At 44.7% G+C, this 15,588-nt stretch carries 14 protein-coding genes; 4 read left to right on the top strand and 10 right to left on the bottom strand.

The window, feature by feature from the left end:
* Window positions 1-114: 114 nt before the first annotated feature.
* On the top strand, window positions 115-966 hold the full coding sequence (locus tag ACR64G_RS09255; protein ID WP_435979008.1) for an OmpA family protein: 852 nt from the start codon (window positions 115-117) through the stop codon (window positions 964-966).
* A gap of 77 nt (window positions 967-1,043) precedes the next feature.
* Window positions 1,044-1,532 (top strand): M48 metallopeptidase family protein, encoded by a 489-nt coding sequence (locus ACR64G_RS09250; protein ID WP_435979007.1) that lies wholly within the window; start codon window positions 1,044-1,046, stop codon window positions 1,530-1,532.
* A gap of 101 nt (window positions 1,533-1,633) precedes the next feature.
* On the opposite strand, the gene ACR64G_RS09245 is transcribed toward ACR64G_RS09250, so the two are convergent.
* The gene (locus ACR64G_RS09245; RefSeq protein WP_435979006.1) at window positions 1,634-3,262 is read right to left on the bottom strand and encodes a long-chain fatty acid--CoA ligase; all 1,629 of its coding nucleotides are present in this window, start codon (window positions 3,260-3,262) and stop codon (window positions 1,634-1,636) included.
* Between the two features lie 258 nt (window positions 3,263-3,520).
* On the opposite strand from ACR64G_RS09245, the gene ACR64G_RS09240 reads away from it, so the two are divergent.
* Both ACR64G_RS09240 and umuD read left to right on the top strand, forming a co-directional pair.
* Window positions 3,521-4,822, top strand: a complete 1,302-nt coding sequence (locus ACR64G_RS09240; protein ID WP_435979005.1) for a Y-family DNA polymerase — start codon at window positions 3,521-3,523, stop codon at window positions 4,820-4,822.
* A gap of 42 nt (window positions 4,823-4,864) precedes the next feature.
* On the top strand, window positions 4,865-5,290 hold the full coding sequence (gene umuD / locus ACR64G_RS09235) for a translesion error-prone DNA polymerase V autoproteolytic subunit (RefSeq protein WP_435979004.1): 426 nt from the start codon (window positions 4,865-4,867) through the stop codon (window positions 5,288-5,290).
* 157 nt (window positions 5,291-5,447) lie between these two features.
* Here the strand turns inward: umuD and ACR64G_RS09230 are convergent, their stop codons facing one another.
* From ACR64G_RS09230 to ACR64G_RS09190, 9 genes are all read right to left on the bottom strand, one after another.
* Entirely contained in the window at window positions 5,448-6,080 is a 633-nt protein-coding gene (locus ACR64G_RS09230) for a DUF411 domain-containing protein (RefSeq protein WP_435980701.1), read from the bottom strand.
* 121 nt (window positions 6,081-6,201) lie between these two features.
* On the bottom strand, window positions 6,202-6,870 hold the full coding sequence (locus tag ACR64G_RS09225; protein WP_435979003.1) for a c-type cytochrome: 669 nt from the start codon (window positions 6,868-6,870) through the stop codon (window positions 6,202-6,204).
* 55 nt (window positions 6,871-6,925) lie between these two features.
* Window positions 6,926-8,542, bottom strand: a complete 1,617-nt coding sequence (locus ACR64G_RS09220; protein WP_435979002.1) for a flavin monoamine oxidase family protein — start codon at window positions 8,540-8,542, stop codon at window positions 6,926-6,928.
* A gap of 65 nt (window positions 8,543-8,607) precedes the next feature.
* Entirely contained in the window at window positions 8,608-10,008 is a 1,401-nt protein-coding gene (locus tag ACR64G_RS09215; protein ID WP_435979001.1) for a c-type cytochrome, read from the bottom strand.
* Window positions 10,009-10,207: 199 nt separating this feature from the next.
* The gene (locus tag ACR64G_RS09210; RefSeq protein WP_435979000.1) at window positions 10,208-11,038 is read right to left on the bottom strand and encodes a PAP2 family lipid A phosphatase; all 831 of its coding nucleotides are present in this window, start codon (window positions 11,036-11,038) and stop codon (window positions 10,208-10,210) included.
* Between the two features lie 47 nt (window positions 11,039-11,085).
* A complete protein-coding gene (locus ACR64G_RS09205) occupies window positions 11,086-11,559 on the bottom strand; it encodes a diacylglycerol kinase (RefSeq protein WP_435978999.1) in 474 nt (157 codons plus the stop codon).
* Between the two features lie 120 nt (window positions 11,560-11,679).
* Complete coding sequence (locus tag ACR64G_RS09200; RefSeq protein WP_435978998.1) at window positions 11,680-13,044, bottom strand: sensor histidine kinase; 1,365 nt, start codon at window positions 13,042-13,044, stop codon at window positions 11,680-11,682.
* A 31-nt stretch (window positions 13,045-13,075) separates the two neighbouring features.
* On the bottom strand, window positions 13,076-13,780 hold the full coding sequence (locus ACR64G_RS09195) for a response regulator transcription factor (RefSeq protein ID WP_435980700.1): 705 nt from the start codon (window positions 13,778-13,780) through the stop codon (window positions 13,076-13,078).
* A gap of 60 nt (window positions 13,781-13,840) precedes the next feature.
* Window positions 13,841-15,532 (bottom strand): phosphoethanolamine transferase, encoded by a 1,692-nt coding sequence (locus ACR64G_RS09190; RefSeq protein ID WP_435978997.1) that lies wholly within the window; start codon window positions 15,530-15,532, stop codon window positions 13,841-13,843.
* Between the last annotated feature and the right edge of the window lie 56 nt (window positions 15,533-15,588).

Here is a 15,588-nt window from a genome sequence, read left to right as displayed (position 1 = left end):
GGCGGTGCAGTTGGTGCAGGTTTCCATTTTTAATATAACCTCATCGTTCAATGATGGCGTCTATAAAAATAGACGCCATCAAACCATTCATAAAATATATCAAGGAAGAGATAAATGAAACAATCTGTATATTGCTACGGCGCGCTCGCCACCGTATTACTGCTCTCGGTCACAGGGTGTACTCGAAACATAAGTACCAACTTGACAGACGATGGCCGCGTGAGCGCCAGTGATTTAGTCTTTCCAGAACAGAATACTGCTTGGAGAGAAGAGGGCACCATCGCTGATGTCGACGATCTTGCCAAGATAAGACCAGGAATAAGCAAAGATGATCTCTATCAGCTTATTGGTCCGCCACACTTTAGCGAGAGTTATAAGGCTCGTGAATGGGACTATATTCTCAAATTCTACGACAACAACCAGCAAGTCAAAGTTTGCCAGTACAAAGTCATCTTTGATAAGGAGTACAAGGGTCAAGAGTTCTATTGGAGTCCCGCTGATTGCCCGCCTCAATCAATGGCTGTTATGCAAACGAACCCAGTGATGGTAGCGTCAGTGCCTACTATGCAACCAGCACCAGAGCGTATCAACTTAAACGCTGATGCTCTATTCGCATTTGACAAGTCAACGGTGCAAGATGTCTTACCACAAGGTAGAGAGGAGCTTGATGGGCTAGCCCAAACCTTAAGGCAATATCAACAAAGAGGCGATAGCCAAATTATGATTACCGGACACACTGATCGTAAGGGTGATGACGCTTACAATATGAACTTGTCTACCCAGCGTGCGCGCGCCGTTGCCAACTACCTTGTCAATCAAGGCGTCAATCCTAACACTATAATAGCAACGGGAGCAGGGGAGTTGCAGCCTATTGTACAGTGCTCAACCAACCTGCCACGCCAGCAAGAGATTGATTGCTTGCAGCCCAACCGCCGTGTTACGCTAGATATCACCGTCAATCAATAACTCATAAAAATTAAGTAAATTAAAAGGGTGCTAATCATGGATTGGCACCCTTTTAGTTTATAGTAAGGATAAAAACAATGACCTCTTTGAAGTACATCGCTCATTATCCTGAGCCTATTCAAAATCAAGCAAGCGAGCTTATCAGCAGTGGTCGACTAGGCGCATATATTGAGCTGCGTTATCCAGACACGCATCAGGTTCAAAGTGACAAAGCGCTCTACCAGTACGTGAACGATATAAAAACGGAGTACATGCGTAAAAGTGGTACTTTATCGCAAGTGCGTTACGATAGTAAGCTGAGTACTCTAAAAAACGCGCTAGGCATTCATACGTACCAGTCGCGAGTGCAGGGCAGCAAGCTCAAATCACATAACGGTATTACCGTCGCCAGTTTGTTCAAAGACGCGCCACCTGAGTTTTTACAGATGATTGTGGTACATGAGTTGGCGCATTTTAAAGAAAAAGAGCACAGCAAATCTTTTTATCAATTGTGCTGTCATATGGAGCCAAATTACCACCAGTTTGAGTTAGATACGCGTCTGTGGTTACAGTGGCGTGAGCTATGATTTTCAATCATTCAAAGAATAAAAAGCCTGCAATATTGCAGGCTTTTACGGGGTAAAAATAAGATAAATATTAGGGCAATGTCAGAGTGATTCGATAATGCTTATTGTTCAAGCAAGACATCACCATGCTCATCACGCAAGTTGTTTTTCATCATTTTACCTGCGCCGTTCAATACGATGTTATCGACGAAGATAACTTTGTCTGGAATCTGCCAGCTGGCAACTTTGTCTTTATAAAAGTCCAAAATCTGCGCCTCATCTACGTTTGAGTCCTCTTCTTTAACCACGATCAATACAGGGCGCTCACCCCACTGTTTGTGATTGGCGGCAATCGCGGCGGCCATTTTTACTTCTGCATGACCCGCGGCAATATTCTCAAGCTCAACTGAGGATATCCATTCGCCACCTGACTTGATGAGATCTTTTGAGCGATCGCGGATGTTCATATAGCCGTCTTCATCGATGGTCGCGATATCACCAGTATCGAACCAACCGTCTTCGGTGATTGTATCAGGCTTGTGGGTAAAGTAATCATCAATGACCCAGTGCCCGCGAATTTGCAAGCGCCCTTGTGATTCGCCGTCTTCGGCAACATGCTGATCCTTTTTCTCAGTACCCATAAGACGTATCTGAACCCCATAAGGCGGGCGACCTTGTGATTTGCGTAGCTCGTTGATCTCATCGCGACTTAATGATTTGTGCTTGGCTTTGATCTGATTCATCGTACCAAGTGGGCTGGTTTCAGTCATACCCCAACCATGGATGGCGTCACAATTGAAGTCCTCTCGAAAGGATGTGATGATCGAGGGTGGACAAGCCGCGCCGCCAACGATAGTACGGGTCATGCTCTCAAGTGTGCTGCCTTTATTCTTAGCAGCGGTCAGCAGGCTTTGCCAAATGGTCGGTACGCCCAGCGCCACCGTTACTTTATAGTCGTCGATCACAGAGACTAGGCTATCGCCATCCAAATTGGGCCCTGGCAGTATTAACGAGCAGCCAGTCAGTGCTGCCGCATAAGGCGTACCCCACGCATTGACATGGAACATCGGTACGACGGGTAATAGGACATCTTGCGCTGACAACGCGGACACATCAGGCATACATAGGGCGATAGCATGTAGTACGGATGAGCGATGCGAGTACAAGATACCTTTTGGATTCCCAGTCGTCCCTGAGGTATAACATAAAGAGCTGGCTTGTTTTTCATCGAACTGTGGCCAGTCAAAATTGGTATCGTTCTCGGCTAATAACTCGTCAAAAAATAGCGCGTTAGGTAGCTCCTCTAAGACTTTCTCATCGCGATCGCCCAACAAGATAAAGTGCTTGATACCTTTGATATGCTCTTTGATAGCCGCGATAAGGGGTAGGAATGTAATATCAAAAAACAATACTTGGTCTTTGGCGTCATTGATAATGTAGGTGAGCTGCTCGGGGAATAGTCGCGGATTGATCGTATGGCAAATCATCTCGCTACCAGAGATGGCATACCATGCTTCTAAGTGGCGACGATTATTCCATGCGAGGGTAGCGATGCAATCTGAAGACTTGAGTCCTAAGGACTGTAGGGCATTTGCCAAACGTTTTGAGTTGTCTGAGACGCTCAGCCAATTGCTCTTGGTCATGGTGCCATCGACTTCTTTTGAGTAGACTGCGGTATCGCTATGATATTGCGCGGCGTGCTCGATCAGGCTGCTAATTAGCAGCGGCTGGTACATCATTTTTCCTAACATTTAAATATCCTTATTATGGTGGTTAGCGCCTATCCATATGCATCTTTGACGCACAGCGCGTTACCAGTATACGTGAATTTTTGGGTATAACACTATCATTTATCTCACGTTTTAAGACCCCATCACTGAAAATATAACGACAACCGTTGACGTGTAACTGACTCTTTGACTTGAAAAATTTGAAGCAATCTCCCTACAATTAAAGCCACTCCTCCTATATTTTTTTCCAGAAATTTCTACCACAAAAAGAGTCCGCTCATGTATGCGCTCGTCGATTGCAACAGCTTTTATGCCAACTGTGAGAAGCTATTTCGTCCTGATTTAAAGGATAAGCCCGTCGTTGTCTTATCGAATAATGATGGCTGCGTGGTGGCGCGCTCCTCTGAAGCAAAGCGTCTGGGTATCAAAATGGCAGTACCCTATTTTCAGGTAAAAGACTTTTGTACCGCAAACAACATTACGGTTTTTAGCTCCAACTATACGCTTTATGCTGATATGTCGCAGCGGGTCATGACGACGATAGAGACGTTGTGTCCGACGGTTGAGGTGTATTCTATCGATGAAGCGTTCTTGTATTTGGCGGATTATCCCGTCGCCATGCAAGACCTAAAGGCTTACGCTGGCAAGCTCAAAATGATTATAGAGAGCCATACCGGTATCGCGGTCAGCGTCGGTATCGGTAGCACCAAAACTATGGCAAAACTTGCCAATCAGGCGGCAAAAAAATACCCTGCGACTCATGGCATCTGCGTGCTTGAGAGTCTGAGGTGGATACGCCGTTTGATGCAAATTACGGATGTGGGCGAGCTATGGGGTGTCGGTCGGCGCTACAAGTTGAGGTTAAATGCTCTGGGTATTCATACCGTTCATCAATTGGCGGTTTGTGAGCCTGGCAAGATTCGTCAGCACTTCGGCGTAGTATTAGAGCGCACCTGCTTGGAGCTGAACGGGCAGTCTTGTATCGGCATTGAGAGCGTAGAGCCCAAAAAGCAAATTATCTCTTCACGCTCTTTTTCGCGCCGTGTTACTTGCCCTAATGAGCTCAGCGAGTCGATCTGTAGTCATGTGGCAAACGCTGCGAACAAACTACGTCAACAAAATAGCGTTTGTCATTATCTCAGTATATTTTCTATGAATAGTCCCTTTAATCAGTCAGAAACTTATACGGCGATATCGGGTCAATACCAATTTGTGACACCGACGGCGGATACTCGGGTAATGATATTGGCCGCGCGGCAAGTGCTCAAAATCATTTATAAAGAAAACGTTCGCTATGCTAAGGCTGGCGTCATGCTACTGGACTTATGCCAGCATGATGAGGTGCAGCTAGATTTATTCGCTAATGATGATTCAAAAGATAAGCAGACTTCAACTCAAAGTGAGGAGATCAGCGCACTCATGGACGAGCTCAATAAAAAGTACGGACAGAACCGTCATAATCAAGGAGCGGTCTTTATCGCGAGCGAAGGCATCAAGGACAAACAAACGTGGCAGATGAGTCGCGAGATGCTATCGCCTTGCTACACTACTAATATCAATCAGCTACCAAAGGTACACTAGCCTATTAAGGTTAATTCTTTCGAAGTGAGAACAGGCGCAACTATGACGGTAAAAATAATAGGCAAACTGACGGATGAGGGCAAACCTGTCCTTTTGTCCTTATACAGCGATAGAGTCAAAGCAGGGTTTCCAAGTCCTGCAACCGACTACGTGCAAAATCGTATTGATCTTAATACCTTGCTCATTCGCCATCCAGCAACGACGTATCTCGTCGAAGTAGAAGGCGATAGCATGATAGATATTGGTATCTATCCCAACGATATTTTGGTGGTGGACAGGTCGTTGACGGCGAGTAATAAAGACATCGTAATTGCATTAGTCGATGACGGTTTTGCTGCCAAGCAATTGATATTAGGGGAGACGATCATTTTGCGCTCGCTCAATGATGATTATACTGACATTGAAGTTAAGGGCTCGCTTGAGCTGTTTGGCGTAGTGGCAAGTGGTATCAGACGCTTTAAGCGTTGAGTCATTCTTTTAGACAGACTGATCATTTGAGCGCTTCAGCCAATTGGTTTATCTTGTCAATATCATGCTTTTGTACCTTTAATATTATCAGCTGATTAGTGCACATGCGTGCGTCACTGATATCAGCATGCCAACGGGTCAAACACCTGAATCAGAGTCACAGTTGCTCATGTGATGATTTAATATCAGCATAGACCTCTAATGTACCGTCTTTATTCAGCTGCATTACTTGGTACGGCGTAAACTTATCTTGATATTCCATACCGGGGCTACCCACTGGCATACCGGGTACGGCAAGTCCAATCGCATCACTTGGCGGCTTGGCCAAAAACTGTGCCATATATTTAGCAGGAACATGACCTTCAAACACATAGCCGTCGGTGGTAACCGCAGTATGACAAGAGCGCATTTGCTGAGGAACGCTATAACGATCTTTGAATAAAGACATCTCTTCAACATCATGAGCAGTGGCGTTTAAACCATTATCTTCGATATGACTGATCCACTCTTTACAGTAGCCACAATTGGCATCCTTGTATACGGTCGCCGAGACGTTTTGCAAAATGCTTGATTGAGTCTCTGAGTGAGCACTGACAGATGTCATCTGAGTTTTTGGTTGTTCTGTTTGCGCTGGTTGTGTGACGACAGGCGGCTTAGTAGCTGATGTTGTGTCACTAGCATTTACATCAGGCTCGCTACAAGCCAATAACGTCGATATAGCAGCTAATAAAACAAGCGATCTAAGCCACTGATTAGGCTTAATAGATAAGTTACGGTTATAGGGTGTCATCATCATCTCTCATTATTTTGTATTTAATGTTGCATCTCATTCTACAAAATCGGTTTAGAGCTACTGCTCGTCTGATAAAGGAGTGGTCGCAAATCTATTATTGCTATCATTATCGTTATAGCTACTCACTCGGATCAGACCCTGGCGGAAACTCATGGCGCAGCTGGGCGACATTGTCAGCGCTCACTGTATCGGTATAAGGGTTTAATTCGCTGTGCACATACTGCGTCACTGCGGCTATTTGCTCATCATCCATCATGCTATGAAAGGCGGGCATGCCGCGCAAACCGTTGATGACCACACTGATAATATAATATTTTGATTCCATCTTACTGTTATTGGCAAGCGGCGGATAGTAGCCTGCGCCTTGTGCACCTTTGCCATCTACCATATGACAGCCGGCGCAAGAATCATCATAGAGCTTTTTGCCGTTCGTGGTAAAAAATCCCTTTTTACCTTGTGCACTGCCTTCAAATTTGGCGAGCCATTTTTGTAAACTAGCATCATTGCTCATCTTAGGAATTGAGCTGACATCGACGATATTCATAGGCGGGCGGGTCAGCTCGTCTTTGGACATATAAACTGCGCCCCACGCACCGTTGTTGCGGCTGTCTTGATTGCTAAAATTGTTGTTAGAAACCATCGGCGTTTGTAAACTGGCAAGAGTAGGGGCACTTTGTTTGTGGTATTGGCTACACGCTGATAAAAAAGCGCTGCCACCCATTATCAATAGGATTGGCAAACGATAGGGTTTATGCAAGTTTATCCGAGTAGTTTTTGCTTTTGTCATGTCTAACATCGCCTTTATATGCGTCGCTATTTAGCGAAAATTAATAACTTCATGATCAACCGAGTTTTTTTGCCTTTTGATGTAAGCGGTTTGCCGAATCCATCCCTGATAGTATCGCGCCTTCTTGCCAAGCAGGAATGTGTGAGCAGTGCTCGCCTGCCAATACAATGCGGTGATCAATAGCGCATAAGGTGTCGTAATATTGCTCGCGGCTTGATTCACTCCAGATGCCATAGCAGCCAAGCGACCACGGTATACGGTGCCATGCGACTGAAGTGCCCGCGCGAAACTCTTTGCTGTACTGCGGATGAATACGTTTACCATATTCAAGCGCTGCGCTAATACGCTCTTTTGGCGTGAGGGAGTTGAATTTATAAGACGCCTCGCCAAAGCCGTAAGCGCCAAGGAGCACGCCAGATCCTGAACTAAACAGATCTTGCGACGGGTAGGAGATTTGGGTTATCGGCAAGTCGGTGTAAGTGATACCGCCGTATATCCATTCATCCTCCTCCCAAAAGCGCCGCTTAAACTCCAAACCGACTTTATAGGAGCTGTCATAAGGCACCGCTGCCATCGCTTGTTTCATTGGCTCTGAGACATTGATGTCAATTTGGGTCAATATAGACAGTGGGATCGTACATATGCACCAGTCGGCGCGAACGCTTTTGCCCATACCTTCAGGATTGTCGCTCCTAGAATTAGTACTATCCACATAATCAACAGTCACGCCTGTCTCATCTTGATTAATCTTGGTCACTTTGGCATTGAACGTAATCATATCGCGGCACTCGCGTGTAAAGGCGTCGCCGATTTTGCCCATACCGCCTACGGGCTGAAACATCGCAGGCTGATGCACGTGTACCGTGTAATTATTATAAATATCAGCCCACATCTCTGAATCGAGAAGTTTGTCTCTAGGTATCGGCGTCGATGGCTGCGCATCTGGCATCAAACCGCCGCCAGGATAGACGCTATAGCCGCGATGCTTGCTGGTATCGGCGCTTTTGACATAGCGATAATTATTGTCGAGTACGCCCCAGCCTTTGAGCCCGACGAGTAGCTTTTCTTTGTCCTCTGTAGTGACCGCATCATCTAAGCTGCCTTTGTTCACCGCTTTGGATAATAGCTCTGAGACATAACCGCGAATATCGTTTTGTACATCGCCCAAACGCTGCGGCGCACCATTAAAGTGATTGGTACGATGTAAATAAGCGCGATCATTGGTTTGGATAAAGGGTTGCAAAGCGACATTGAACTTTTTGCAATAATGAAAAACGGCGTAGTGATGGATAGGCAGTCGCCACGGCCCACCGTTAAAGTAGTTGCCTTTTTGAAAGTTGCAAGTGACTTGCTCGCCGCCAAGCTCAGTATATTTATCACCGCTATTGAGCGTCCAACTGCGCCCGCCACCGCGGTTTTGGTATTCAAGAACGGTGACTTTATACCCCGCTTTGCGTAGCTCATACGCCGCTGTAAGACCTGCCAAACCTGCGCCGAGGATAACAATGCTCGCCCCAGCAGGCGCGCCTTTTAGATTCATCCCTTGTTTAAAACTGGACTCTGAGGCGAAACCTAAAGTCGTCATCGCCTGATACATAGCCGCCGCGCCCGCAGTCTTGCCTATCATAGCGAGCAGTTGCCTGCGCGTAGCAGAGGGCAGCAAATCATTCATCTCATTATCCTTATCGTGCTCAGTATTTATGATGGTCGAGTAGTTTTGTTGTTAGGGTTAATGACTTAGCTTTTATCTTTAATGACGCGTTTGACCTTAGCCGCACTGACATCACTACTTGGCAAACCGCCAAAAGTGACGCGTACATAATTAGTAATACTTGCCATCTGCGCATAGCTCAAATCTTCTTTGAATCCTGGCATTTTGGGTGCGGTATTGAACGCGCCTTTTGCTCCAAAGGCGATAACGCCAATCAGCGCATCAGGTTTGGCGCGGCGAATGCTACTTAGACCGACGATAGCGGCATAGCGTGCATCAGGCTGAGCATAGCCATCGACGCCGTGGCAGCTAGCACAATGAGTCAGATATAAGCCCTTTGGCGAATTGCTACTATTACTATTGCTGCTGTTACTAGCGCTTTTACTCCTATTGCTACTAGTAGTACTAGCAGCAGGAGTCGTCTTAGATTTCACTTGGGCCAGATAGTCTTTTTGTTCTAACAAATCATAAGTAATAGAGTCGCTGACTGGAGTAGGCAAACGCGCAATGTTGACAGGTATTAGATAGTTATCGGTCTTGATAGCAGGGATGACTTTTAGATAATTCGCCATCGCTATCAGATCGTCATCAGTGAGATAACGGGTGCTATGAGCGACGGCTTCTGCCATCGGACCGCCTGCATAGGCTCGTTGATCGAGCTTGCCTGTACGCAGATAGGTGATGATATCACCCTTGCTCCAGCGCCCAATGCCCGTATCGTTATCAGGGGTGATGTTGGGCGCAAACCATTTACCGAGCGGCGCGCCAGAGAGGTAGCGATCTTTATCCAGTCCTTGAGTGAGGTTGCGCGGGGTATGACAAGTGCCGCAATGCTCTAAATTATTGACTAGATATTCGCCGCGCTGCTCTACAGGCGTCAGACCTACGCGGTTCTCGGTGGAGGGCACATTGATGACATTCCACGCCAGCATCAGACTGCGTATATTTAACGGGAAAGGTAAGTTGGTGGTTTTGTCAGGTGCTTTTTCTACTGGCGGCACAGTTTGAAAGTAAGCAAACAGCGCACTGATATCCGCATCGGTCATACCATGATAAGAGGGATAGGGCATGGCGGGATAAATTTGATGGTTAGGGGCACGACCTTTACGCAATGCTTTTGCCAGATCAGCTTCGGTATAGTTACCGATACCATAAATCTTGGACGGGGTAATATTGGTTGAATAGATATTGCCAATAGGCGTCTCAATAGGGACGCCGCCGCTATAGTTCTCACGGTGACATGCCATGCAATCAGCAGTCCGCGCCACATAAGCACCGCGATTAGCCAGATCGCTATTAATCGGGCTAACGTTGGGTAGGCTTATTCTGGGGGGCAATGTCTTTTGGACACTTATGCTGTCTGCTATCGCAGCATGGGACACCAAACCGACAACCAGCGCTGACATCATTATAAAAAGAGGCTTCATAATATCCTTATCAAACTCACAAAACGAGTCACTCATCCTTGATGACTTGAGCTGACACGATAGCTATTTTCTAGCTGCTTCAACTAATTATTGTCTATTTATACATTGTTTTTCAATGGCTTAGTGTATTTTTTTGGCAAAAACACACTTATCTTTTAAGGCGAATTTTGAGGTAAGTCTGTAAGCCGTTAAGAAAGTATTAAGAGGATGAGTCTGTTTTGGACAGCGTCATTGTTTTTATTAAAGCGGACGTTTTATAGCGTTTTGTACGGCTCAATGTTTTATTTAGAGCTTTATGAGTAGATTTGTCCTTGAAAAATATAGCAGCCAGCGTACACGCAATCGTCAGTGATAGCAGCATTGAGACTAAAGTATGACTAAAGAAATGATCGCCAAAGAGCATTTTATAGAGCCCCATTGTCCAACCTAAGACGGTCACTATCTCAAATATTCGATAACGATACTCATAAAGAGCAGGCAAAAAAGCTAACCCATATAAAGAAAAACTTGCGCTGGCATGAGCGGCTGGGAAGCACTTGGCTGGCGTGCTTGCGACCATGTTTTGCCATAGACTGAGATAGGGCAAATCACCGCCAAAAGCTATTAAATGATTGGGACAGCTTACATGAGTTACGCCTTTTAATAGCGCAATAGTAGAAGGTACTACGACTAGCATACTTAGTACGTAACTTATTTCACGAGCCGACAGACGAGTCATCAATTTATAAAACTTACGGTTACCAGTGATAGCGGTCGTATTTGAAGGTTGTCTGTATCTGATAACTAATATGACTAATAAATAGAGAGCTGACAAGATTAATAACGCTTTAGGGCCATCGTAAAAGATAAAGGCGTAAGGCTGCGCGCCCTTTTGTATCAGCCACTGACCATTGCTATAGAAAAACTCACTGATACGAATGTCGAATTGACTATGCTCAGAGACTAAGGTTGCAATAATGGTCAAGCATAGTAGTTTGAGCCAGACCCAATTGGTCGAATGACACCTTTTTAAATTACGCTCTATAGTCATCAAACCCTACCTCAGATATAGTAGCTCACGATTTATTTGGACCTGATTTAGAATAAAAAGGGCGACAAGGCGAGTAGCCATAAAATAAATAGCAGTAACAATGCTAAAAACTGCGCAGCAGAGCCGACATCTTTGGCTATTTTAGCGAGGGGATGTTGATCTGTTGAAGTGTGATCGACGCAAGCCTCAATAGCGGTATTGAATAGCTCAACAATAAGGGACAAAAAAGAGACAATTATCAGCATCATGCTTGTGCTGATATCAAAAGGCATGGTTACAATAACGATGAACAATACAAGATTGAGCCACAAAACCTGTCTAAAAGCCGCCTCAAATTTATAAGCGGCTCTAAACCCATCGATAGAATAACCTGTGGCTTTGAGGATACGAGAAAGGCCTTTTTGACCTTTGACACTACTGGCATAGCTATCGAGTACAACCAAAGTGTCAGATGGTTTTTTATTTTCAGAGTAGGTGTCTATTGATCTGATATTGCAAGTGACGGCTTTGGTCGTGTCCATATAGATGACTTCATAGCGTATATATGATAGGTTTTTAGTATAGAGCAGGGCGCATTAAGAAAGCGTTAAGAGGATTGGAATGATAGTGAGAATGATGGCGACAGGTGACAAGATAAGTGATCATTTATAATAAATACTAAAGGTACTACCCCCTGAAGCGTGGGCTTGATGAGTGAGCTGCCAGTCCATGTGAGTCATAATGCGCTGCACAATGCTCAGACCCAAGCCTGTGCCTTCTACCTTCAAGCCTGTGCCTTCTACCTTATAGCTAGAATAGCTGTCTGACACTACATTATCAGTTTGCTCGCCTGTACGTTTATGATCTAAACGCTCAAACCTTTCGTAGAGTAGTGGCATCATATCCTCAGGAATGCCAAGTCCGGTATCAGTGATGACTATTTTTTTAGCGTCTATAGAAACAACGACTTCGCCCTCGTCCGTGTACTGAAAAGCATTTTTTATGAGGTTGCCAAGAGCCATCTTTAGCAGTTCAGGTCGCACGCATACGCTGTATTCTTGCTCAGCCACTACGATACAAGTAACACGCTTATGACGCAGTAAATACTTTAGACGCGCAACTTCACTTATAGCAATGCTATTGATAGAGGTTTGCGGAGTATCTAGTTTTTCAGGCGCGCGCGAGAGTAGAAGCAAAGCACTGATAATCTCCGAGGTTTCTTTCGCCGTGTGACTGATGCGATTGGCAAATTCGCTCAAACGAGGATCATGTTCTAATTGTGACGCTAGTACTTCAGATGCGCCCATGATAATCGTCAGAGGCGTACGTAATTCGTGACTAACATCTCCTGTAAATAGTTGCTCGCGTTTTAGGTATTGCTCAAGCTTATGGTTTTTATCGTCAATAGCGCGTGCTAATACTCCTACCTCTGATGGCAGATGAGTCAGCTCGGTTAAATTTTGATGATCGGTCTCAACCGCTTGTTTCAAGTCTAATAAAGGCTTAGTAATCTGCCTAGAGGACAGCTGAGAGAATACCGCGGCGATAAGTAAACTAAGCAGCACAGCCGCTTTCAACGCATCGGCAAATATATCTTCTAAATGCTCAAAAATGGCCAAAACAGGATAATTTTCCATCACCATCTCGTCATCTTCTAAATACGTCAAAATATAGTTTTGCTTGTCTTTTTGATAACGAAAAAAATGTAGCTCTGTTTTGATATCGCCTTCCTGAGTTGTGAAGGTCACTGGCATCTCTTGCACGGTTTCAGTCGCTAACAATTGTAGATTACCAGGTGCATTATCATAACGATAAATATTGATACCAGGTTCAGCGCTATAAATAGGCTGTTCAAGGTTTTCTTTTTGACTAAGCTCAAGCTGTTGTAATAATCGAGCTTTGACCAGTTCTCGCTCCATACGCACCTCAGCATACATAAAAATACTGACGAAAGTGACGCATATGAGTATGGCAAACAAGAAGTAGGATAGCCGAAATTTATTGGCTATAGCGTCTAGATTGAACATAGTATTTACTTATTTAAAGGGGTAAAGTCAGTCATAAATCGCCGTGCAGCTCAGAGTGCTCTGGGTTGATAATTTGATAACCGACGCCTGATATGGTCATTATCATAGGCCTAGCAAATGGCTTATCGACTTGTACACGTACGCTATGCATATGAGTCCGCAATGCGTCGCTACTTGGAATATCCTCACCCCATACTTTTTCCTCAAGCTCATGCTTGCTGACGACTCGAGGTGTCGCACTCATTAGTGTATTCAGTATTTTAAACCCTGTTGGCGTAAGCTTTAGTGATTTACCTTCTCTAGTAATCGTGTGCTCATTAGCATTTAGGGATAACTGACCGACCGTTATACTATGCTCAAAATGCTCGTCTTGATGTCGACGTATAAGCGCCTTGATACGGGATTCTAACTCAACCAGTGAAAAAGGCTTGACCAAATAATCATCAGCACCACTATCAAAACCTGATACTTTATCCAAAATCGTATCGCGAGCCGTTAGCATGAGTACGGGTGTTTTATCATGTAATTCTTCTCGAAGCTTTTTACAGAGAGTGGTGCCATTCATACCCGGCAGCATCACATCTAATAGTATAACGTCATAACGATTATTAGAGGCGAGCGTCAGGCCGCTAATGCCATTATGAGCGTTATCTAGCTCAAAACCTTTGGGCTCAAAAAAAGCATAAATATTGGCGACGATATCAGGATTATCTTCAATGACAAGGATTTTGTACATAGGGGTCTTGTGCATAAGGGGTCTCGTGCATGAATAGTCGTAGCGTCTGGGTTCAAAATCTCAGTATACAGATTCAAAAAAGGTTGGTGCTGCTGCTACTTCTTCAGTAGTAATACCAAAAAATTTCAGTAAAGTTGGGGTAATAAAGTCATGTGACACAGGCTGATTTATCATATTGGCAAGGCTACCTTTATCTCTGTTATTAGTATTGATACCGTTGCCAGTAGGCGACCAAACGATGACGGGAACCTGCTTTTGCGCATCGGGCGCTATAGCGTAGGGCATCCCATGCAAGTAGATATTGTTCTCCCCCAAGCTCTCGCCATGGTCGCTTACGTATACCATTACGACATCATAATCGGACTCATACTTTTTTAGCGTATCAATCACGTTGTTTAAGAAGTAATCAGTATAGCGGATAGCATTGTCGTAAGCGTTGATGACGGACTGATCATCACATTTAGAGAGCTCGTTAGTCATACAGACGGGTTTGTATTCCTCAAACGCCTTTGGATAACGTTTGTAATAAGCAGGACCATGATTACCCATCTGATGTAATAAAATAAGCGTGTCTTTAGCAGGAGAGTCTGCTCTAACTAGCTTATCAAAACCGTCAAGCATCCCAATATCACGACACTCCTCATCGCAATTTGGATTGACATCTGTCGTTTTGTAGTCCTCAAAGGTAACTCGATCTGCCACCCCTTTGGCGCTTGAATTATTATCGCGCCAAACCACATTGACGCCTTGCTTGTGTAGCGTGTCTAGGACATTTTCATTATAGTCTGAAGTGTTGTTGTCATAATGTTCTCTATTAGCGTAGCTGAACATACAAGGAACGGAGTAAGCAGTAGAAGTTCCGCAAGAGGTGGCGTTTTTAAAGCTGTATACATCTGATTGGCTTGCTAGAAGCGGCATAGTGTTGCGCTCATAGCCGTTGAGACCAACATGATCGGCGCGAACTGTTTCACCAACCACAAATACCATGAGTTTAGGTTTTGTTTTATCACTGATAGTGGCGCTACGTTTGGCATCGGTTGCATGTAGGGTCAAAGTATCAGGTCGACGTAGCTCCTCAACATAATCAGTACCTAGTTTGATAACAGAATAGATAGGGGTGATAGGATTGGCATAACTGCGGACGACTTTGTGCTGACGAAAAAAAGTAGCATATTGATCCCCAAAGGGTAGTAAACATAACGCTATCAAAGCAATAGCTAAAATCAGAGTAACTGCTCTTTGCCACAATGCTCGGCGTAAAGGTACGCGCTTGATATTCAATGTGGCAATAATAATTGCGGGTATAACACCCAGCAAAAACACCCGAATAAAGAAGCTTGGCGACATCAACCCCATGGCTTCTGCTTGATCGGTTTGCATACTGTTGATCAGCATATTAGTATCGAACACGGTACCGTAAGCATCAGTGAAATAACTACATACGGCGCCTATCATAACCATGGTGATGAGTACGGGCTTGGTAGTAGGTCGGTAGCATAACAACTGAAAGAGTAGCCACATCAGACTAAATAATAGTCCTGTGATAGATACTATAAAGCCAATATTGGTGCTAAAAGGATAAATGCTTAGCACTTGCGAAAAAAAGCTGACATTAGCGGTAACAACCAAAAATAGCGCGACAATAATGATAAGAGCGTTTGGATTCAGCTCAAAACGATAGAGTGTATCGAGGTAGCGACGTTCTTTGTTAGTTTTGGGCGCGGCGATATTAGCGGTTTGAGATAATGACATAGCGCGACTTCTTAACCGGAGTATGCGAGGAGTATCACTACAACATAGCAAGCTGC

Source organism: Psychrobacter sp. DM4, assembly GCF_051307035.1.
In the GTDB taxonomy this organism is placed as follows: Bacteria; Pseudomonadota; Gammaproteobacteria; order Pseudomonadales; family Moraxellaceae; genus Psychrobacter.
The sequence above is the reverse complement of the archived record's forward strand: the minus strand, read 5'-3'. Positions and strand labels throughout refer to the sequence as shown.